19 protein-coding genes are annotated in these 20,569 nt (G+C 44.5%); 2 read left to right on the top strand and 17 right to left on the bottom strand.

Features of this window, described 5'->3' with window-relative positions:
- Positions 1-107 precede the first annotated feature (107 nt).
- A complete protein-coding gene (locus tag PO830_RS04745; protein WP_272852383.1) occupies positions 108-740 on the top strand; it encodes a response regulator transcription factor in 633 nt (210 codons plus the stop codon).
- Here PO830_RS04745 and dnaG read toward each other — a convergent pair whose 3' ends face one another.
- The 5 genes from dnaG to PO830_RS04720 all read right to left on the bottom strand — a co-directional run bounded on the left by dnaG (position 741) and on the right by PO830_RS04720 (position 6,303).
- Positions 741-2,711 carry a DNA primase gene (gene dnaG / locus PO830_RS04740; RefSeq protein WP_272852382.1) on the bottom strand — a complete coding sequence of 657 codons (1,971 nt, stop codon included), beginning with the start codon at positions 2,709-2,711 and terminating at the stop codon, positions 741-743.
- 85 nt (positions 2,712-2,796) lie between these two features.
- Entirely contained in the window at positions 2,797-3,855 is a 1,059-nt protein-coding gene (locus PO830_RS04735; protein WP_272852381.1) for a hypothetical protein, read from the bottom strand.
- A 48-nt stretch (positions 3,856-3,903) separates the two neighbouring features.
- Positions 3,904-4,695 carry a hypothetical protein gene (locus PO830_RS04730; protein WP_272852380.1) on the bottom strand — a complete coding sequence of 264 codons (792 nt, stop codon included), beginning with the start codon at positions 4,693-4,695 and terminating at the stop codon, positions 3,904-3,906.
- The gene (locus PO830_RS04725; RefSeq protein ID WP_272852379.1) at positions 4,682-5,248 is read right to left on the bottom strand and encodes an RNA polymerase sigma factor; all 567 of its coding nucleotides are present in this window, start codon (positions 5,246-5,248) and stop codon (positions 4,682-4,684) included. Before PO830_RS04725 ends, PO830_RS04730 begins: the two co-directional genes overlap by 14 nt.
- 77 nt (positions 5,249-5,325) lie before the next feature.
- Positions 5,326-6,303, bottom strand: a complete 978-nt coding sequence (locus PO830_RS04720) for a polyprenyl synthetase family protein (RefSeq protein ID WP_272852378.1) — start codon at positions 6,301-6,303, stop codon at positions 5,326-5,328.
- A 98-nt stretch (positions 6,304-6,401) separates the two neighbouring features.
- On the opposite strand from PO830_RS04720, the gene PO830_RS04715 reads away from it, so the two are divergent.
- Positions 6,402-7,289 (top strand): T9SS-dependent choice-of-anchor J family protein, encoded by an 888-nt coding sequence (locus tag PO830_RS04715; protein WP_272852377.1) that lies wholly within the window; start codon positions 6,402-6,404, stop codon positions 7,287-7,289.
- 50 nt (positions 7,290-7,339) lie between these two features.
- On the opposite strand, the gene rlmN is transcribed toward PO830_RS04715, so the two are convergent.
- The 12 genes from rlmN to PO830_RS04655 form a co-directional block, all read right to left on the bottom strand.
- Positions 7,340-8,380 (bottom strand): 23S rRNA (adenine(2503)-C(2))-methyltransferase RlmN, encoded by a 1,041-nt coding sequence (rlmN, locus tag PO830_RS04710; RefSeq protein WP_272852376.1) that lies wholly within the window; start codon positions 8,378-8,380, stop codon positions 7,340-7,342.
- Positions 8,381-8,445: 65 nt separating this feature from the next.
- Positions 8,446-10,113: a T9SS type A sorting domain-containing protein gene (locus PO830_RS04705; RefSeq protein WP_272852375.1), complete on the bottom strand. Its 1,668-nt coding sequence runs from the start codon at positions 10,111-10,113 to the stop codon at positions 8,446-8,448.
- Positions 10,114-10,242: 129 nt separating this feature from the next.
- A complete protein-coding gene (gene queA / locus PO830_RS04700; RefSeq protein WP_272852501.1) occupies positions 10,243-11,292 on the bottom strand; it encodes a tRNA preQ1(34) S-adenosylmethionine ribosyltransferase-isomerase QueA in 1,050 nt (349 codons plus the stop codon).
- A gap of 81 nt (positions 11,293-11,373) precedes the next feature.
- Positions 11,374-12,609 (bottom strand): 3-phosphoshikimate 1-carboxyvinyltransferase, encoded by a 1,236-nt coding sequence (locus PO830_RS04695; protein WP_272852374.1) that lies wholly within the window; start codon positions 12,607-12,609, stop codon positions 11,374-11,376.
- Entirely contained in the window at positions 12,606-12,848 is a 243-nt protein-coding gene (locus PO830_RS04690; RefSeq protein ID WP_272852373.1) for a hypothetical protein, read from the bottom strand. Before PO830_RS04690 ends, PO830_RS04695 begins: the two co-directional genes overlap by 4 nt.
- A complete protein-coding gene (locus tag PO830_RS04685; RefSeq protein ID WP_272852372.1) occupies positions 12,848-13,174 on the bottom strand; it encodes a nucleotide pyrophosphohydrolase in 327 nt (108 codons plus the stop codon). The genes PO830_RS04690 and PO830_RS04685 overlap by 1 nt, the downstream gene beginning before the upstream one ends.
- Positions 13,175-13,176: 2 nt before the next feature.
- Positions 13,177-15,153, bottom strand: a complete 1,977-nt coding sequence (locus tag PO830_RS04680) for a DUF3857 domain-containing protein (protein WP_272852371.1) — start codon at positions 15,151-15,153, stop codon at positions 13,177-13,179.
- Complete coding sequence (locus PO830_RS04675; RefSeq protein ID WP_272852370.1) at positions 15,150-17,054, bottom strand: DUF3857 domain-containing protein; 1,905 nt, start codon at positions 17,052-17,054, stop codon at positions 15,150-15,152. The genes PO830_RS04680 and PO830_RS04675 overlap by 4 nt, the downstream gene beginning before the upstream one ends.
- A 69-nt stretch (positions 17,055-17,123) precedes the next feature.
- The gene (gene dtd / locus PO830_RS04670) at positions 17,124-17,576 is read right to left on the bottom strand and encodes a D-aminoacyl-tRNA deacylase (RefSeq protein ID WP_272852369.1); all 453 of its coding nucleotides are present in this window, start codon (positions 17,574-17,576) and stop codon (positions 17,124-17,126) included.
- Positions 17,573-18,523, bottom strand: a complete 951-nt coding sequence (rsgA, locus tag PO830_RS04665; protein ID WP_272852368.1) for a ribosome small subunit-dependent GTPase A — start codon at positions 18,521-18,523, stop codon at positions 17,573-17,575. The genes dtd and rsgA overlap by 4 nt, the downstream gene beginning before the upstream one ends.
- Before the next feature lie 21 nt (positions 18,524-18,544).
- Complete coding sequence (locus PO830_RS04660) at positions 18,545-19,627, bottom strand: bifunctional 3-deoxy-7-phosphoheptulonate synthase/chorismate mutase type II (protein WP_272852367.1); 1,083 nt, start codon at positions 19,625-19,627, stop codon at positions 18,545-18,547.
- Positions 19,617-20,483 carry a prephenate dehydratase gene (locus tag PO830_RS04655; RefSeq protein WP_272852366.1) on the bottom strand — a complete coding sequence of 289 codons (867 nt, stop codon included), beginning with the start codon at positions 20,481-20,483 and terminating at the stop codon, positions 19,617-19,619. The genes PO830_RS04660 and PO830_RS04655 overlap by 11 nt, the downstream gene beginning before the upstream one ends.
- Between the last annotated feature and the right edge of the window lie 86 nt (positions 20,484-20,569).

Raw genomic sequence — 20,569 nt, 5'->3', positions numbered from 1 at the left:
TTTTTTTAGCTTTGATTTTGTAGTATTTATATTACAAATTAACAAAACCTCACACTTATAACTGCCTCCCCTGTTGTTCTAAGTGGTTACTTAAAATATAGGAAGGAATGAAAAAAATCTTAATAGCAGATCATCATCCTGTTGTCCGTAAAGGGATTTCATGCATGCTGGATCAAGAAGGTAGCTTTGAAATTATCGCGAAGGCCAATAACGGGGACGAACTGTACAAATACCTTGAAAAGGAACAACCGGATATCCTTATTATGGAAATTGACATGCCGCAGATTAGTGGCATCAATGCATTGCGCAGTATAAAGACACAATTCCCGGAAACCAGAGTGTTGATCTTCTCCATTCATCCCGAAGAAATTTATGCGCTTCGTGCGATCAAGTCTGGGGCAGCGGGCTACGTTCCGAAGACCGCTTCTACGAAACTATTTCTGAAAGCGATTCGGCAGATCGCCAAAGGAGGTATCTTCCTGAACGAAGAACTCACCTCTACCTTTACCAAGCGCAATGTAGGAGAATCTTCTGCGATTAGCCGCTACAAAAAATTATCATCACGGGAAATTGAAGTGCTAAATTTGCTCTCTAGTGGTAAACGCAATAAGGATATTGCGAACGAACTCAACATCAATGAGAAAACGGTAAGCACCTACAAGACGCGGCTGTTGAAAAAATTGAAAGTTGATAATCTGGCCGATCTGATCCACCAATCCCGGATGTTTCAGTTTGGATAATTAAAGGACTCGATTGAGTTTTTCGGAAAGTAGTTTTTTCAAGGTTTGATAATCGATCACATCTTGCAGACTTTCTCGCTTTGCTTCTTCCGCTTCCAGTTCTTTCAGCTCTTCAGACAGTTCTTCTATCTTTCGATTTACCAAATACCGTCTAAAATTAAGGATGGTCTCGCTCACTACTTGAGAAATAGTGTGCTTTTTCTCTTTCACAAAAATATCTTTGCCTTCCCAATTGTGTAACCGGTGCCGCTCTTCCTCCATCAAGATGTGCGTTACGGTGGCTGCCTTCTCCGAAGGCAAGGTGTTTACAAATTGATCGACCGCTAATTCCTGTTGTTGGTTGAGCCGTTCGATGATGGCCGCATACAACTCGCGAAAGCCTTGATTGGCAAATTCGATTTCATCTTCCTGAAGATCCAAATAAACCTTCTCAAACACCTTGGCAGTCATTTGTTCGGGCTGAAAGGCGATATTGCCATCTTCATCAGCTTCTAATATCAATTCTTCAAATTCCTCCTCTTCAGAACCATACAGCAAGAGCAACTGAATAATTTTCTGCTCTAGCTCGTACTGCTCATCGATCTTGGTCGCCGGAGTGTGCTCTTGCGCAACCACATTCATAGTTTGTTGCGCCTTTTCTTTACGAGAGGTTCGGGCGGCATCGCGCTGTTCTTTCTGAAGCATTTGCGCTAACGAACTAAAGAGGACCTCTTCACTAATATCCATAATCCGCGCGCACTCTTTGATATACACTTCGCGTTTTATAACATCCGGAATTTTGGAAATACTCACCACCATATCCCGTATGGTTTCCGCTTTCTTGACCGGATCGTTCTTTGCTTCGGAAGCTAATAAGCTCGCCTTAAAATCGATAAAGTCGCGAGACTCGTTGGTAATGTATTCACGAATCTCTTCCCGCGAGTGCGAACGCGCAAAACTATCGGGGTCTTCCCCTTCCGGAAACGTACAAATACGCACGTTCATGCCTTGTTCCAAAATTAGGTCGACACCCCGAAGCGAGGCACGCAATCCTGCTGCATCACCATCAAACAATACGGTAATGTTGTTGGTGAGTCGATTGATGAGCCTAATTTGTTCGGGCGTAAGCGCCGTACCTGAAGAAGACACCACGTTCTCGACACCGCTTTGATGCAGCTGGATCACATCGGTATAGCCTTCCACCAAATAACAACGATCTTCTTTGGCAATGGCTTGTTTGGCTTCATAAATTCCGTAGAGAACCTTGCTTTTGTGATAGATATCGCTTTCAGGAGAATTAAGGTATTTGGCAACTTTCTTATCACTGGTCAGAGTTCTTCCTCCAAACCCAAGCGTTCTTCCGCTCATGCTTTTGATGGGAAACATCACTCTGCCTTTAAAACGGTCGAATTGCTTTTCTTCTTTAACAATGGTAAGACCTGTTTTCTCTAAAAATTCTAGCTGATATCCTTTTTTGATCGCTTCGGAAGTAAAGGCATCCCAAACATTGGGCGAATATCCTAAGTCGAATTTTTTTATGGTCTCGTCGGAAAAGCCGCGTTCTTTGAAGTAGGTAAGTCCAATCGCCTTTCCCGCTTCGGTCTTCAAAAGGGTTTTGTGAAAATATTCTCTAGCAAATTCGCTAACCAAATACAGACTTTCCCGTTCGGTGGCTTGCTGTTTTTGCTCGTCGGTTTGTTCGGTTTCTTCGATTTCGATCCCGTATTTTTTAGCCAAATATTTAATGGCTTCAGGGTAACTGAAATGCTCGTGTTCCATCAAAAAAGAAACCACGCTTCCGCCTTTTCCGCTGGAAAAATCTTTCCAGATCTGCTTTACCGGTGACACCATAAAACTGGGCGTGCGCTCATCGGTAAACGGACTCAGCCCCTTGTAGTTACTTCCGGATTTCTTCAGTTGCACAAAATCACCAATCACCTCTTCTACGCGAGCGGCATCAAATACGGCATCAATGGTGGTTTTGGATATCATAGGAAGTTTCTTGTCGTAAAAATACGATTTCAAGCAAAAAAAGACCTCTTGAAGGAGGTCTTTTTGCAGGTTCGGAAATCTCTGGCTAATCCATATCGAAACGGAGTCCGAGTGAAATATTGCGTTGTTCTACAGGATTGTCTTTAAAAATAGTGTTGAGGTCGTATTTCACATACAATGCGGTATCGCGCCAGCCCAAATAGGCACTTACCCCATAGATAAAGTTGTTGGTATTAAAACTGCTTTTTTGCTTCTCTTTAATATCCTGGCCGTCCACCTCGTACTTTAACTTTTGGCGTGCGCCCAATTTAATTCCGGCATACCCTCCCAATCCTACTTTAATTTGGTTGTGGGTATCGTAGCGGAAGTAATTTTCGCCTTCGATCTTTTTAGAGGGGCCAAATTCAAAGTGAATCGGCACCACTAAATTGTCTAAGCGGAATTTCGATTTATCCAGCTCGATGGGATAGGTCTGCAACTCGGTTTGAGACCCCGTATCTACCAAATATTGGTTATTTTCTGGTTTGAGACCATTGAATTGAAACGAAATCCCGTATTTGATGCGCAGCCAGTTCGATTCCTGAAAGACCCGGGTTTTCCAGGCCCAACCTAGTTCGGCAAAGCGACTTCCGCCTAACTTATAGGGAGAATCGTCTAAGGATTGCCCTTCGGTAATTGCATTGTTAAACCCCACCGCTAAGACAAAATCGCTGGTGGTGCGCCGATCATAGGGGCGTTGTCTATTTTTAGGTCCCAAGAATACGAAAGGCGAATCACCTCGATCTCCCCACCCTACCGATAGCACCAACCGATCGTCGTCATCCAACGAGGTATCGGTACCGTTTCGCTGCAACAGCTCAATCTTGTTATTGATGATCGCTAAACGATTTTCAATGTTGAGCGCGTGCTTTTCAGCCGCCTTCTTTTTCCGAAGCTCAGCTTCTTCAGCGGTAATCAGATTGCGCTCCTGCTGTTCGATAATGGCTTCAACTTCTACTTTTAGAGCGTCTTTCTCTTCTTGAGTAACCTTCTCTTTGGTTTGTTCCAAGATCTGTAAGGTCTCTTCATTCTTCTCCTGGGCTGCCGCGGTAAAGGCCGCAGTTACCCACATCGCGATTGCGATACTTAGCGTAATTAATTTCATACTGTTCGTGATTTAGTGCCCGGAACCGGGCGTGATTGATGTTTTGCTTTATTGATTCCGTTCGGCAACGGCGGTTCTAATTTTTTCAAATCCTTTGCCAAGCGCGTCAAATACTTTGTCTCTAAAACTGCGTTCTAATTCGGTTTCTACTTCCTGTAACAAGGCCGTGGCATCTACTTCAAAACCGCCTTCCTTAAACAGTTGGTTTGATTTAATTTCCTGTTGAGCGGCTGCCATCAAGGTTTCAATTTCGGCCGTTGTCACTGTTTTGTTCTGCTGCTGCAAAAGCTTCACCTGCGTAACAATTTCATCGATCTTTTGCTCCTCAAAGGTTACGTTTTGCGCTATCGATTCGGTGATCAAAGGTGTTTCCTTAGGTGCCTCTACAGCACTAGCGATCGCTTCCTTCGCTTCTGGCGACAGCATGATTTGTGACTGCTTTTCTTCGGAAGCGGTAGTGCTCATAGTGTTCGTGGTTGCTATTTCTTCGGAAGGTGTTGTCTTGATTTCCGCTTGCTTCTTCTCGACAACCGATTCCGAAGCTATGTCGCTATCCGGCGTCTGCAATATTTCTTTCTCAAACAACGGAGCTTCCTCTTGCACTTCAGGATTGGTTACCAAAGGAGTCGCCACTTCCGCCGTAGGGCGTAACCACCAAACACTTAACAATACGATGGTGATCACGGCTGCCGCAACCGCCCAAGGACGGATCAACGTTCTTGTTGGCTTTTCCTGAAGTGCCAGTTGCTGCTCCAGTTTGCTCCATGTTTCAGGATTTGGGGTGAGTTCCCGCTCTTGCAACTTCTCACGCATCTGTTTTTCAAAATCAACGGGTGCCATAATGGGTATTCTTTAATACGTTCAACTTTTCTTGTAATTCTTTGCGCGCCTTGTGTAGTTGCGATTTGGAAGTGTTTTCCGAAATCTGAAGCATTTCTGCGATCTCTCCGTGCTTATATCCTTCTATCGCATATAACACAAATACGGTTCGGTAGCCGTCCGGCAGGGCATCGATCAACTTTTGAATGACCTCTACTTCCAGTTCGGTTTCCATGTAACTTACATGTGCGGCGCTATTTTCAATACCTTCCGGTTCCTGGAAATGCAGGCGTTTTTCCTTCCGCAACTGCGAAATACATTCGTTCACCATGATCCTGCGGATCCATCCTTCAAAACTTCCTTCATGCTTAAACGAATCCAAGCGCGTGAACACTTTTAAGAACCCGTTGCTCATCACCTCTTCCGCTAGTTCCACCGACTTCAAATACTGTCTACACACACTTAACATTTTGGGAGCGAAGCATTGGTACAATTCGTACTGCGCGCGGCGATTGCCCTGCAATGCTCTTTTTATGTGCTTCTTGTAATTGGTATGTAGCGCTACAACTTTCACTAAAGGGTGTGTTATGAGATGCTTCTATTACTATAGACGCGCCTTTTTCATTAATGGTTGCCTGAGGCTAAAAAAAATTATTTATTTCGGTCTATGACGTAATTCACCATTATGATGAGCGACGCGCGATACGGACTCTCAGGATACGACTGGAGAATGGCCAGCGCTTCATCGCGATAGGATTTCATTTTCTGAACGGCATAGTCCAATCCTCCGGCATCTTTTACAAACTGTATCACTTCGTTTACCCGTTTCTTATCGGTATTGTGATTTTTTACGGAATTGATCACCCAGCGTTTTTCTGATTCTGAACAGTTATTGAGAGCGTAAATCAGTGGAAGCGTCATCTTTTGTTCTTTAATATCGATTCCGGTAGGTTTCCCGATCTTGGCAGTACCATAATCAAAAAGATCGTCCTTAATTTGAAAGGCGATCCCAATTTTTTCCCCAAAGAGCCGCATTTTTTCGACCTCCTCGGCCGGAGCGTCTACCGATTGCGCCCCCATCGCACAGCACGCAGCGATAAGGGTTGCTGTTTTCTGGCGAATGATCTCAAAATAAACGTCTTCGGTAATATCGAGTTTTCTCGCCTTTTCAATTTGAAGTAATTCGCCTTCGCTCATTTCCCGTACGGCTACGGAAATGATCTTCAGTAAATCAAAATCGTCGTTATCAATGGAAAGCAACAAGCCTTTGGAAAGAAGGTAATCCCCCACCAACACCGCAATTTTATTCTTCCACAATGCATTGATAGAGAAAAAGCCGCGGCGTCGGTTACTATCGTCTACCACATCGTCGTGCACCAGGGTAGCGGTGTGAATCAACTCAATAACGGAAGCCCCACGATAGGTGCGTTCTAACACTTCGCCATTGCCGGTCATTTTTGCGATCAAAAAGACGAACATGGGCCGCATTTGTTTTCCTTTGCGATTTACTACGTAATGTGTGATCTTGTTGAGAAGTGAGACTTTGGAAGACATAGCGCCCGAAAACTTTTTCTCGAATCGCTCCATCTCTACCTCAATGGGAAGTTTTATTTGTGATACTACCTTCATGCGGGGCATAAAAGTACATTATTTATGAAAATATTATATGCTAGAATCCTTTCATTTCCCTATCTTTAGCCCTTATATTAACTCTTACAAAAATAATTATGAAGAAAATTACTTTTTTAGCAGCCTTGTTTGCTGTTTTTACTATGAATGCTCAAACAACTGTTTGGGAAGAAGGATTTGAGTCTTACGATGATTTCGCGATTTCAGGAATTGGCGGATTCTCTCAAATTGATAACGACGGAGACAGCACCTACGGTTCAGCAGACTATGATTTTACGAATGAAGGATATACCGGAACTGGAATCGTATTCAACCCATCTGCTACTACGCCTCCGGCTACAGGTACTGCGTGGGATGCGAGAACAGGTGACAAAGGATTGTATTTTGTTGCAGCAACAGGAGACGTAAGTGGTGCGCCGCAGAACGATGATTACTTTATTACACCTGCGATTAATCTTACCGGTGCTTCTGGAGGAACTTCCTTCACAATGTGGGCAAAGTCGGTAACGGATGCGTTCGGACTTGAGCGATTTGAAGTACTACTTTCTACTACAGGAACTGCACAAGCTGATTTCACGGAAGATTTAACGGGTGGTGTACAAGAAGCTCCACTTGACTATACTGAGTACACTTTTGACATCTCTGCGTATGAAGGTGAAGTTGTTTACATTGCACTTCATTACTTAGGTTCAGATTCATTTGTCCTTCAAACTGATGATTGGAGTGTTGAAGCTACTACTTTCGGTGTAGAAGATAATGTATTCCAAAATTTTACACATTCTGTAACTGCTACAGATCTTGAATTGCGTTCAGGTGCTCCAATGAGCAACGTTGTTTTGTTCAACGTACTTGGACAGCAAGTAGTGTCTCAAAAGCTTTCAACATCTAGCGAAACTGTAAGTATTTCAGCTTTGAACGCTGGTGTTTACATTGCTAATGTTACCATCGAAGGACAGACTAAGTCATTCAAAATCGTTAAGCGATAAGCACTACAGCTTTTAAATAATAAAAAACGGCTTCAATTGAAGCCGTTTTTTTATTGCTTATTCGCTAGCTGCCCACAGGCGGCGTCAATATCCTTTCCGCGACTTCGTCGTACGGTCACCGGGATACGATTATGCTCCAAAGCCTTGATGTAATGATCTACACAAGAATCGGCGGCTTGTTGAAAATCGCCATCGTCAATGGGGTTGTATTCAATTAAATTCACCTTACAGGGCACATACTTGCAGAATTGTACCAAGGCGTCAATATCGTGTTGTTGGTCGTTAATTCCTTTCCAGACCACATATTCATAGGTGATGCGGCGTTTTGTCTTTTCGTACCAGTACTCCAGGGATTCACGTAAATCGTCTAATGTAAAGTTTTTAGCAAACGGCATGATCTGCTCTCTGGTTTCCTGAATGGCCGAATGCAGCGAAACCGCCAAATGGAATTTCACTTCGTCATCGGCCAACTTCTTGATCATTTTTGGCACTCCGGAAGTAGATAGTGTAATACGCTTTGGCGACATCCCCAGTCCTTCATCTTGAGTGATCTTATCAATACTCGCCAATACATTCTTATAATTCATCAAGGGTTCTCCCATGCCCATAAAGACGATATTACTTAAGGGTCTGTCGTGATATAACCTGCTCTCTCGATCGATAGCCACTACTTGGTCATAGATCTCATCTGGATTCAAGTTTCGCATCCGCTTCAAACGCGCCGTCGCACAAAATTTACAGTCTAAGCTGCAGCCTACCTGAGAGGATACACAGGCGGTAGTTCGTGATTTCGTAGGAATTAAAACCGACTCAACTACGAGTCCGTCGTGCAATTTCACCGCATTCTTTACCGTCCCATCCTGACTCTTCTGAAGGCTGTCCACCTCAATGTGGTTGATCACAAATTCGGCTTCCAGATGGGCGCGCATTTCTTTAGACAAGTTGGTCATGTCCTCAAAGGTGTGTATACCCTTGCTCCACAACCATTCATACACTTGGTTTCCGCGAAATGCCTTTTCCCCTCGGGAGATAAAGAAATCTCGAAGTTCTTGTTTTGATAGGGCGCGTATGTCTTTCTTTTGAGTTTTCACGATGCGCAAAAATACGAATAATCCCTGGGGGAATGGGTGCGTTACGGTAAAGGTTTATGATGCTCTTAGCGCGACTGAACAAGAATCTTCTTGGTGATGCTATCACCGCTGTCGGCATCGCGTAGGTGAAGAAAATACACCCCTTGAGTGAGGTGGGATACCGAGATGGCGCTTTGGGTGTTCGAGAGTGAACCCGAGTGTAGGGACTGCCCTACCACATCAAATAATGTATACTCCAATTGAGGGTAGCGCGTATTCATCACCTGAATAAAATCGGTTGCGGGATTGGGGTAGATTTCAAGCTGCCCCGGGGCCTCCACGTCATTCACATTTAATATGTTCTGTAAGGTGTTCATTCGGGTCAATCCTGTCGTATTCGGATCAAGCCAAAACGCAAGGTTTTCTTCGGAAGAGGTACCCGAATCCCAGGCAGGTCCAAACCTACCATACACGTCGTAATCGCCATTGTTGTTGGTGCCATCACAAAAGGCATTCCCGCCAAACAATTGCCCAATAATTCGCCCATTCTGATCGAACAGAGGCGATCCGGAAGAACCACTTTCGGTGGTTCCCAATTCCCAACCACCACCGGTACCTTCGCTCACACCGCCGATAAGCCACAAGGATACACCGTCGCTGTTTCTCTTTTCTGCGCCCGAATTATCGCGACACACCTTCATAATATCTCCGTTGGGATGATGAATTCCCACTTCAAATAAAGGAGGTGTATCCGAACGGTCCCAGCCCGCGAACGAGACATCCCATGAGTCTGGAATATCGCTGTACATTTCTACCAAAGCCACATCTGTAAGTTCATTCTGAACGCGTGTTTGCGCTCCGCTCAAGGTGAAGTTACTTTGAATATTGGTACTTTCTTCCCCGGTGGCACAAACGGGACTCGGACTCATCCAATTGAAGCGAACCGACCAAAGATCGGGATCGCTCACATCCAGGCAATGCTTCGCGGTAAGTAGGTAGGGTGTTTTATCTTCTAAAGCGTTATTTACCAGCGCCGCTGAACACAAGTATCCATTTCCTAGATTCAGCACAGCGACCGCTTTCTTAATTTCATCCTTGATACCGTCAAAATCGGCTCCCACGGGGCAATTCACATCATAATTACAGGCACCCGAATCGTTAAAGCCTCTTCCAGCACCACTCTCTCCTTCCATGAAGTCCATTCGATACCCGTGAATCACGCTACCAATTTGCAATGTTGCCGCTCCACGAACGGAAACGGGTTCGTAGTATTCAATCACCACGGTATCACCAAAAACAAACCACGCGCCAAGTTTGTTGTTGCTTCGGTTATCGGTGGAAGAATAAGCTTTGGAAATATCGGTTTGCGCTGTGTTGTAAAAGTGAAGTCGGCTTCCTTCGGGTAAATAAAAATCATCAAAGTTGATGCTCAGGTTTTGTGCTTCCGGAGAATGGATGGCCAACCGCCAGACACGATCGCCATTGGTAAGTTCTTCCCAACTACCCACTTCAGAAACATCAATCGCAACAGGTCGTGTAACACCATATCGATAAGGGATAGATTTATCGAGATCGTTGATCTCATCTTCGAGCATGATCGCTTCTAGATCAATAGCCGGCAAGCTAATCGTGGGAATTGTTTGCTTGAGCGGTTGGGACCAACTATAGGGTACCTCTTGAGAAACATCTTGCGCTCCTGCCGACGTAGCCAGCAGCAAACATAGTAAAAAAACAAGATGCTGTTTAAGGGTCATATCTGTTGGTTAGTTACGGTAACAAACATACTAATATAGGACTTTATCTGCTGATTCTAAAACCCTTTCGACAGAAATCAAAAAACCCCGCCACAGGGGCGAGGTTCTGTAGTTATATATAAACTTACCTTAGATGATCAACATCGCATCACCATAAGTATAGAATCGATACTTTTCTTTGATCGCTTCCTGATAGGCCTCCTTAATAAATTCATGCCCTGCGAAGGCGGAAACCATCATTAACAAGGTTGATTTTGGCGTATGGAAGTTCGTGACCATCGAGTTGGCAATGCTGAAGTCGTAAGGAGGAAAAATAAACTTGTTCGTCCAACCCTGATACGCGTTTAGTGTGTTGCTGGAAGACACCGAGCTCTCTAACGCGCGCATCACCGTAGTCCCCACCGCACAGACGCGGCGCTTCTCTGAAATCCCGGTATTGATAGCGCCCACAGCGCTTTCCGAAATTTCAATCTCTTCACTGTCCATTTTGTGCTTGGAAAGGTCTTCCACTTCCACCGGACTAAAGGTACCGAGTCCCACATGTAAGGTCACTTCCGCAAAATTAATTCCTTTGATCTCCAAACGCTTCATCAAATGCTTCGAGAAGTGCAATCCCGCCGTAGGTGCCGCAACAGCGCCCTCGTTCTTGGCAAAGATGGTTTGATAACGTTCGGCGTCTTCGGGCTCTACATCTCGTTTGATATACTTCGGAAGTGGGGTTTGGCCCAACTCAGTTAATTTGTTTCGGAACTCTTCGTACGACCCGTCAAAAAGAAAACGTAACGTTCTTCCGCGTGAAGTAGTGTTGTCGATCACTTCTGCCACCAAGGATTCATCTTCCCCGAAATACAGTTTATTCCCGATTCGGATCTTTCGTGCAGGATCTACCAAAACATCCCAAAGTCTGGTTTCCGGATTCAATTCGCGAAGCAAAAACACTTCAATACGCGCTCCGGTTTTCTCTTTATTTCCAAACAACCGCGCCGGAAAAACTTTGGTATTGTTCAACACCAAGACATCGTCTTCTTCAAAATAATCGATTAGATCTTTAAACATCTTATGCTCCCAGGTCTTCTCCTTTCGATTCAACACCATCAATCGCGCCTCGTCTCGGTTGGCAGCAGGATATTCCGCTAGTAAGTCATTTGGTAGATCAAAATTGAAGTTGGATAATTTCATTCCCATAGCAACGTCTGGTTTTTGGTGTAAAAAGATGCAAATATACAATCTCCAACTAGGGGTTGTCAAGTAAACCGGCAATTATTTTAGCCGCAGGACGATACCTAGTTTTTTTAGGTCGTTCCAGAAGCCGGGAAACGATTTAGAAACCACCTCCGCATCGTTGATGGTAAGCGGTATTTTTAAAGCCAAAGGAGCAAACGCCATGGCCATGCGATGGTCTTGATAGGTGTCGATGGCCACGTCTGACGGTAGCTTGGGGTTAGGTGCCAGGCGAAGACTATCTTCAGTGATCTCAACCTCTCCCCCTAGTTTATGGATCTCTTGTTGCAGGGCGACCAGCCGATCGGTTTCTTTGATCTTCAGCGTGTGTAAGCCGGTAAGTTGGCAACCTATGCCCAAGCCCAGACAGGTGACAGCAATCGTTTGTGCCAAATCGGGTGTGTGGCTAAGATCTTTTTCAAAGAAATGGGACGTTTCGACCGTGTCGGTTTTTGTGAGTGTAATAGTTTGCGCTACGCGATCGTAGGTCGTCGACACTCCCAGTTCAGCATAGTATCTTGCTACCGCTGCATCGCCCTGATGGCTTTCTTCACGATACTTCCCAAGTGTGATGGAAGCTTCTTCGGAAAGCGCTACCAAACTATAAAAATAAGAGGCCGAGCTCCAGTCACTTTCTACCACCATCGTTTTTGGCGGAAGGGTTTTCTGCGGCTTAACGTTCAAGGTTTCCCCCTCGATACTACCAGAAATCCCGCATGCATTCAGCAAATCTAAGGTCATGGTTAGATATGGCAAGGAAGTTATCTTTCCCTCTAGCTGAATGACAATTCCTTGAGGCAGTGAAGCACCTATTAAAAGAAGCGCAGAGATATACTGACTACTTACATTGGCTTTAATACTCACTTTGTTGGTTACAAAGTTCTTTCCCATGATATGAAGCGGTGGGCATCCTTCCTTTTGCGTATAGGCAATAGAAGCACCCATGGCCCGTAAGGCTTCAACCAGCACGGCGATAGGCCGTTCTTGCATGCGCGTACTTCCTGTTAAAAGCACCTCAGCGTTGGGCCGACTCGCATAATAGGCTGTTAGAAAACGCATCGCCGTACCGGCATGGTGAATATCTACTGTACCCCTGGTTTGTTTCAATGCTTCTTGTAAGGCCACCGTATCATCACTTTCAGACAAGTTTTCTATAGAAATCGTCGGAAACAGTTGTTGCACGATCAACAGCCGATTCGATTCACTTTTCGATCCGGTGATCTTCAGGTGGTTCTCATTAGAAAGGTTTTTTGTATGGGAAAGGACCGCTTTCATGAGCGATGTTCGTTACGTTTTATCTTCGCCCAAAATTTTGCATAGGTTACGGAAAATCCACAGACGAGAATCCCCCCTAGAAAAACCAGAAGGGTCACCCAAACAGGGCGCGCGGACAAGAACCGAAGATCGAAGCCCAGAAACATCCACTGCAGGAAAAATAGCACCAACATATAGATGATTCCCAACAGTATCACAGACCTCCAAAAGCCCGGATGGGAAATTACTTTTTGTAACATTAGCGCAGTTTTTTGTTGCTATGATGTCGGTCGTGATCGCGTTTGGTCTTCAACTCGAGTTTCTTTGCGAACGCTTCTTCGAGCTTTACTCCCGTTTGATTCGCTAAGCACAGCACTACGAATAAGACATCGGCGAGTTCTTCCCCTAAGTCTTTATCCTTATCGCTTTCCTTTTCACTTTGCTCGCCATAGCGTCGCGCTATAATGCGCGCCACCTCTCCCACTTCTTCGGTGAGTTGCGCCATATTAGTGAGTTCATTGAAATAACGTACGCCGTGCTCCTGAATCCAGATGTCTACTGCTTTTTGCGCATTTTCAATATTCATGCTTACACTTTTGAAAGCACCACCTTTTCATTTTCCTTATCTACTCGTTGCTTGTAGAATTCTTTGATATAAGGGTAGTGAAAAGAAGGCACAATACTCTTATTGATGGTAAAGGTAGTACGAATATTGATATTTCCCTGTGCATTTTGCACCATAAAACGGAAGGTTCCCATTCCTTCCGGTAGGGCAAGGTTGATAGGTTCCGGTAAGGAGGTGACTTCATACCCTTCCGGAATCGTGACCGTAACCATGGTTGTCTTGACAAAGGGATGGGCATAGTCGATGGGGTATTCTCTGGTTTCTTGCACAAACGGATTGTTGTCCATTTTCAGAAAAAACAAAGGGGAGAAATAGATATCATTTCCAATCACTTCTGCCGCCTCGTCAATTTCAAATTCAAAGGATTCGGTTACCGGTTGATAGGGGTCGTCCATATTATCAACTTCCCAGGCTGATACATCACTCATGCCATAGGCTTCCATCAACGATTCGGTCTTCTGTGTTTGGGGCGCGCCTTCGTTCACGGCTCTAAACTGCAAGGCTTCAGAAAGCGTATAGTTTACACGCTGCTGTCCGTGCAATCCGCCTTCCTCGTCCAAACTGGCATTCATCATGATGCTTTGCTTGCTCTTTTCCGCAGGATACAAGGTCATTTGACGCGAGCTTCCATCCTCATTAACCATAAACCCGAACCAATTCAACACACGGGTAGGGAGTACATTGGGCGCCGCATACTTTTCGGTGGCATCCAATAAATAATACGTATTATTGATATTCGCAGCTGCGACCACATAGTTAAAGCCTTCGCGCGTTGGAAATAAGGGAATACCGTGATCTTTGGTGCTTACTAGCACCGGACTCGCATCCAGGCCACATTCTTTTAATAACCCCACCAGCATTAAATTGATATCTGCAGAATTTCCCGTCTTTTCTTTATAAGCATTCACCACTCCGTTGTAGGAGTACAATCGAGCACTACCGTTCCAGGTCATATGATTCTTAACAAAATCGAAGGCCGCGTACATACGCTCCATAGCCCCTGTATGAGCAGCTTTGATGGCTTCGGCATCATCTTTTAGCAAGCGGGTTCTTTTAATTTCATCTCCAAAATACTTAGAGTCATTAATGGTCTTAGCCACCTCTTCCCAGGTCGTGGCCAATTTCTTGATGCCCCCACTATAATTTTCCACCGAAATAATTTCATAGGCAATGCTGTAGCGATAGTTGTTGATATTGTCTACGTAACTCTCTTCCTTTAGGGCCGGAATATCCTTATAGCGATATTCGTGAACGGTTTCATTCACCGCAATGTTGGCGGTACCTCCACCCGACTTAAAACTTACGTTTCGTCGGCGCTGAGAATCATTAGGATTGACGTTGAAGTTTCCTTTGACCATTCGACGCGTATTAAAATACTGCGGAATTTTGATCTCGGCATGGTACGACAAGGTTGGTATATCTTCTTGTATGATTACATCATCAATCGAACTCGCAAAGGGCGACACCAGAGTATAGCTGATCTCTACCACCGAACCTTCTTTCACATTAGGCATACTAATCGCCATTTGATCCCAGCTATCACTTACTTCGGTCTTAAAACGGTTTTCACGTTTCATTTTATAATCTTCTACCTTGCCATTCTCCAGATTGTAGGTGTAGGCACGAAGACGGGATAATTCTTCTTCAGTACTTCCTGATTTGTACAAATTGATCTTAAAGGTTCCGTAGTCTAACCCTTCTTTGTCTAAAATCTTGATGCGTTTGTGGACTTCGGTATACAACACCCATCCGGTATTCTGCTCATAGTCGTAGTAGGTGTTTCTGTAGTTCCGAAGGATTAAAGCATGGGCAGTACTGTCTTTGGCATAAGTAGTCATTTCCAGTTCTTCTTTGGAAACTTCGCCAAATTCATAGTCTTGCGCGTGTGCGGAAGTGGAGACAATTAAACCAAGGAAAAACAGGATAGTAAAAGGCTTCATAAGGATTTCTTTTTTAAAACTAATTTTTGATGATCGTATTTTTTAATGGCCTTTCGAAAATCTCGATAGGCCGTATAGTCGGATGCTGAATAATCGCCTTTTTCCAGGCGAAGTGACCGTTGGTATAATAAAGTGCCCTCTTCGGTAACCGCTACGGAAGCGGTATACGAGCCAAAAGGAGTCTCTATAGAAGCATCTTCCGGAAGAAAGTCAATTTCAAATCCGTCTGGAATACTCAAGTAAACTTCGTCGGTTTCTGCATAATGACGTCGTACCTCAAAGTCTAGTTTGCGACGTTTGTATTTCTTCGGAACATACGAAGCGGCGCGAAAGGCGTTCGGCTGAATGATTAGTTTGTCATTAATGCGACGCGCATACGCATCGGCCGTAACGGCTACTTTCTCATGAAAAACGATGGCGTCCTTATCATTCGAATACTCGAAATTCTTGAATTCCGGTTTCTTAATATCCGAAAAAGAACTGCTGTAATGTTCGCGTAGGTCGGTTTCGTCCATTCGCTCTAGTCTCGAAGCATTATAGTATGCGATACCTTGATATTCCACCGCTAGGGTAGCCTCCAAATTTCCTTCCGAATCAATGGTGAGCTTTGATTTCCCCTCACGTTGTATGCCTTCGTCATAGCGTGTTGTTCGCTTGATAGTTCCTCCTTCTGGCGTGAGTACTAACACATTTCTGTCGTCTGTACCACCACCTAAATAATTGAACGGAATCTCCTGATTGGTGCATTCCAACCAAATATCTTTTTCTTCCAAAGGCACGTTTAAAATAACGTGATTGCCCTGCATGGAGGCGAATTCTGAATCAATATTCTGCTGCTCTTCTCCGGCATGAACCACCGTGTAATAGGACGTAATCCCCTGGCTTTTTAGCAGCGCTTTGGTATAATTAGTGAGTCCTTTACAATCTCCATAACCAAGTCGGTCTACTTCTGCTGCAGGATACGGCCGCCATCCTCCAATTCCCAACTGCACGCTAATGTAGCGGGTTTTATTTTGCATGTACTCGTACACCCGTTTTACCTTTTCTTCGGTGGTCTGGGCGTCTTTGATATACGCTGTTACTTCGGAAATAGTCTCCGGCGGAAGCGCATCAAGACCTGCTACCAAATGATCGTATTGCCACTTTCCAAACGTCTTCCAATCGGTGGCACTCCCAGCAACATCTACCAACGAAAACTCATTCAAGGCTACCTTCACAGAGGGGGTAAAGGTTTCCACTTCGGGGGCTCTCGCTTCTCGAGCAATAGCCGGAATAGACGATACGCTAAAAGACAAGGACGTTTCGGTACTCGATTCAGACACCTTATAATCGGCGAGGTTGTTTCGCTGAACCCGAATGGGAATATTCTTTTCGTTGTTCAATTTGTAAGCGCTATTTTGCACGCTAACATAGTGTTCTGTAATAGGTTTCCATGGCATGACAAACGCCGTTTCCGAGGTTTCAACTTCGGAAATATAATGTAACGTGTAGGGATATTGTTGCGGGGTAAGATTCAGGTATTTGATCCTGTTATCGGTATACAGATCGTTAGAAGAGATCGCGCTTCTGTCGACAAAATCACTTCTTCTGAATCGTTCGATCTCTTTCCCATTAGCATCGTACATGGTAGCTTCCTGCGAACGTATGTTGCGCGTATCATCGTAAAACTCGTAGGCGGACACATGGCGATCTCCGTTCTCATTGAAAACGGTAATAATTTGCTCGTGACGAATATGCATCTTGCTCGTATGCTTGACGTCGATAGTTACCACTTCATTGCGAATCACGGCATTTGCCTCTGTTCTCAACTCAGCAGGGATCGTTCCCACAGCATACAAATCTTCTTGAGAATACCCAATAGATTGACACGCTATGAGAAGAAATAATAGAAAAATTCTCATATAAGAAATGCGTAAATAAAAAAGAATGCCACAGCCGCTAAACTAAAAAAAAAGATATTTCTTACAAATTTATTCGCGACTTTTTGAATCGATCCAAATGGTGACAGGCCCATCATTTACGAGGGATACTTCCATCATAGCACCAAAGACACCTGTAGCTACGTCACCCGAAATTTCGCTACCCAATTGATGCACAAAGGTTTGATACATCTCCTTTGCTAGTTGTGGAGATGCTGCCTTCATAAAGGAAGGCCGATTCCCTTTTTTGGTAGCGGCGTGCAAGGTAAATTGACTCACCACCAAGATACTGCCGTCAATATCGAGAAGGGAGCGATTCATCGCGCCATTTTCATCAGAAAAAATGCGCAGATTCACAATTTTCCGAACCAACCAATCCAGGTCTTCTTGAGCATCATCCTGCCCTACTCCCAGCAATACCAACAACCCCTGATCGATCTGTCCTACCACTTCATTTGAAACGGTAACAGACGCTTTTTTGACACGTTGTAGCAAGACTCTCATGAGGTGGCGTACGGATCTTTTCGGTAGGGTTCGTCTTCTCCTTCTAACAGTTGTAAGTAACTTTTGTAACGAGACCATGAAACGGCTTCCTCTTCCAACGCATCTTTAACGGCACACTTAGGTTCGTTGAGATGCAGGCAGTTATTAAATTTGCAGTCCTCTTTCAGCGCGAAAAATTCCGGAAAATAATCACCAATTTCTTCAGGTTCCATAGCTACCATACCAAAACCTCGAATACCGGGAGTGTCGATGATCTGTGCGCCGAACGAAAGGTCGAACATCTCAGCAAAGGTGGTCGTGTGTTGCCCCTGCTGGTGTTGTTCGGAAGTTTCCGCAGTTTTTAAGTCCAGATCGGGCGCGATGGCGTTGATCAAGGTTGACTTCCCCACGCCGCTGTGCCCGGAGAACATGCTGGTCTTCCCTTTCATGAGTGCCACTACCTGATCTACATTCTTTCCGGTTTTAGCAGAAATACCCACGCAGGTATATCCAATACTTCGGTACAGCGCCGCAAGGTATTTGACCTCTAACAATTCTTCTTCAGAATAGGTGTCAATTTTATTGAATAGTAATACGGCCTCTACATCATAGGCTTCCGCAGTGACCAAAAAACGATCGATAAAAGTGGTAAAGGTAACGGGGTTCACCACCGTCACAACTAGAAATGCAATGTCTATGTTTGCCGCGATAATGTGCGTTTGCTTCGAGAGGTTCACCGACTTACGAACGATGTAATTATCACGCTCACCGATTTCCTTGATCACCCCAATGGTTTCATCGCCCGTAGTTTCCAGTTCGAACTGAACACGATCGCCCACGGCTACAGGGTTAGTACTTTTAATACCATCTATCCTGAATTTTCCCTTAATCCGACATTGATAAAATACGCCCTCATCGGTCTTTACCGTATACCAACTTCCGGTGGATTTATAAACAATGCCTTTCATGCTCACAAAGGTGCAAAACTTTTAGGTATTGATCACTTGTTTTTGGTGGTTGATAGATTCCTGGTGAATGGCCTTAAAGATCTTTAAGATGAATTCTTCGCTTAGGTTCTGTTCTTCCCCTTGTAGAATCATTTTTCCGAGAATCTCATTCCAGCGTTTGGTTTGCAGAATGGCGACATTATTCTTTTTCTTCAGCGAACCAATCTCATCACTAATACGCATCCGTTTTCCTAAAATTTCTAGCAATTGATGATCAACCACATCGATCTTAGTTCGAGCGGTAGCCAGTTTATTTTTGAATTCTACCGCGTCCCCCTCTTCTTTTCGTATCCGAAGATCGACGGTCATTTGATCGAGGGTTTCCGGCTTGATTTGCTGCTTGGCATCGCTCCATGCATTATCGGGATCAAAATGTGTTTCCACCATGAGTCCGTCGTAATTTAAATCTAATGCCGTCTGACAAAGATCAAAAATGATATCGCGTCTTCCGGCAATATGTGAAGGATCTAGAATTAGTGGTAGGTCTGGAAATTTATTCTGAAGATCAATCGGGATCTGCCACTCGGGATTATTCCGATAGCGCGTCTTTTCGTAGGTAGAAAACCCACGATGAATCACTCCAAGGTTTTTGACATCCGCGTGATAAAAGCGTTCCACAGCACCCAACCACAAGGCCAAATCGGGATTCACAGGGTTCTTTACCAGCACCGGTTTATCGGTTCCTCGTAAGGCATCGGCGATCTCCTGAACAATAAATGGAGAAACTGTGGTACGCGCCCCGATCCACAGAATATCGATATCGTGCTTCATGGCCAGATCCACATGATTCGCATTGGCAACTTCGGTGGTCGTTAACATGCCTGTTTCTTCCTTCGCACGTTGCAACCATTTGAGGCCGAGTGCCCCTACCCCCTCAAAATTCCCGGGCCGTGTTCGGGGCTTCCAGATACCGGCTCGCAACACCGTGGCATCGGTATCTTTTAATTGATGAGCGATCTTTAATACCTGGTCTTCGGTTTCAGCGCTGCAAGGCCCCGCAATGACCAAAGGGTGATTGAGTGCCATGGCATCCAACCAATGACGTAATTGTTTGTTATTTTTCATTGGACATGGGCGTTAATTTACTGGGAATGTTTTCTTTGTTACTGGCGTAAGCCCCCAACACCTTGCAATTATGAACATGAGGCTGCAAGGCTTCCACCGCTTGATAGAAGGTTTCGACATCATTAAAAGTGACGTCCATAAAAAATGCGTATTTCCAAGGTTTTCCTAAGACCGGTAACGACTGAATTTTAGTGAGATTGATGTCGTTAGCCGCTAGAATTTGCAGCGCATTACTCAAGGTACCTACTTCATGCCCCAGTTGAAACTTGAGACTGGCTTTGGTGGCTTCCTTATTATTTAACGTACTGCCACGGGCACCGATTAGCACAAAACGCGTTTGATTTTCTTTAATATCCTGAATATGGCTATCCAGAATTTTCAGACCGTAACGTTCAGCTACTTGTTTTCCAGCAATGGCGGCTACCCCTTTGAGATTGTTCTCTTTAATGCGTTTTGCTTCGGAAGCGGTATCCTTTCCTTCAATAATCTTGAATTGCGGCGGAAATTTCCGTAGATAATCCTTACACTGAAGCAATGCCACCGGATGCGAATGCACCTCGAAAACATCGATAATCGATTCGGTTTCTAAAGCCATCAAATACATCTGAATGTTCAAAAACACCTCATCATACACTTCAAAATCGTGGGAATCAATAAGATTGTAATTGGGCAAGATAGAACCCGCGATGGAGTTCTCAACGGCAATGACCCCGTATTCGGCTTTTCCTTTTTTGACGCTTTGGGCAACCGCATCAAACGAATCGCAAGTAATTAAGGAGACTTCTTCATTTGGGAAGAGCTGCTGCACCGCTTCATCGTGGAAGGAGCCTTCGATACCTTGAATAGCAATTTTCATACGTTTCAGTTTTTCAGATTATAAAATAAAAAACCCGGAAAAAATTCCGGGTTTTCTGTATATGTTTGACGTGTTATTTCTTACAT

It is taken from the genome of Altibacter sp. HG106 (assembly GCF_028561755.1).
Lineage (GTDB): Bacteria > Bacteroidota > Bacteroidia > Flavobacteriales > Flavobacteriaceae > DFVG01.
The sequence above is the reverse complement of the archived record's forward strand: the minus strand, read 5'-3'. Positions and strand labels throughout refer to the sequence as shown.

Coding starts and splice junctions, on each gene's coding strand:
- PO830_RS04695 (WP_272852374.1), bottom strand. CDS start 12,609: ATGAAAGCGGTCCTTTCCCATACAAAAAACCTTTCTAATGAGAACCAC.
- PO830_RS04685 (WP_272852372.1), bottom strand. CDS start 13,174: ATGAATATTGAAAATGCGCAAAAAGCAGTAGACATCTGGATTCAGGAG.
- queA (WP_272852501.1), bottom strand. CDS start 11,292: ATGAAATTATCCAACTTCAATTTTGATCTACCAAATGACTTACTAGCG.
- rsgA (WP_272852368.1), bottom strand. CDS start 18,523: ATGAAAGGCATTGTTTATAAATCCACCGGAAGTTGGTATACGGTAAAG.
- PO830_RS04730 (WP_272852380.1), bottom strand. CDS start 4,695: ATGGCACCCGTTGATTTTGAAAAACAGATGCGTGAGAAGTTGCAAGAG.
- PO830_RS04655 (WP_272852366.1), bottom strand. CDS start 20,483: ATGAAAATTGCTATTCAAGGTATCGAAGGCTCCTTCCACGATGAAGCG.
- PO830_RS04720 (WP_272852378.1), bottom strand. CDS start 6,303: ATGAAGGTAGTATCACAAATAAAACTTCCCATTGAGGTAGAGATGGAG.
- PO830_RS04735 (WP_272852381.1), bottom strand. CDS start 3,855: ATGAAATTAATTACGCTAAGTATCGCAATCGCGATGTGGGTAACTGCG.
- PO830_RS04690 (WP_272852373.1), bottom strand. CDS start 12,848: ATGTTACAAAAAGTAATTTCCCATCCGGGCTTTTGGAGGTCTGTGATA.
- dnaG (WP_272852382.1), bottom strand. CDS start 2,711: ATGATATCCAAAACCACCATTGATGCCGTATTTGATGCCGCTCGCGTA.
- PO830_RS04705 (WP_272852375.1), bottom strand. CDS start 10,113: ATGACCCTTAAACAGCATCTTGTTTTTTTACTATGTTTGCTGCTGGCT.
- PO830_RS04680 (WP_272852371.1), bottom strand. CDS start 15,153: ATGAAGCCTTTTACTATCCTGTTTTTCCTTGGTTTAATTGTCTCCACT.
- PO830_RS04745 (WP_272852383.1), top strand. CDS start 108: ATGAAAAAAATCTTAATAGCAGATCATCATCCTGTTGTCCGTAAAGGG.
- dtd (WP_272852369.1), bottom strand. CDS start 17,576: ATGAGAGTCTTGCTACAACGTGTCAAAAAAGCGTCTGTTACCGTTTCA.
- PO830_RS04715 (WP_272852377.1), top strand. CDS start 6,402: ATGAAGAAAATTACTTTTTTAGCAGCCTTGTTTGCTGTTTTTACTATG.
- PO830_RS04660 (WP_272852367.1), bottom strand. CDS start 19,627: ATGAAAAATAACAAACAATTACGTCATTGGTTGGATGCCATGGCACTC.
- PO830_RS04675 (WP_272852370.1), bottom strand. CDS start 17,054: ATGAGAATTTTTCTATTATTTCTTCTCATAGCGTGTCAATCTATTGGG.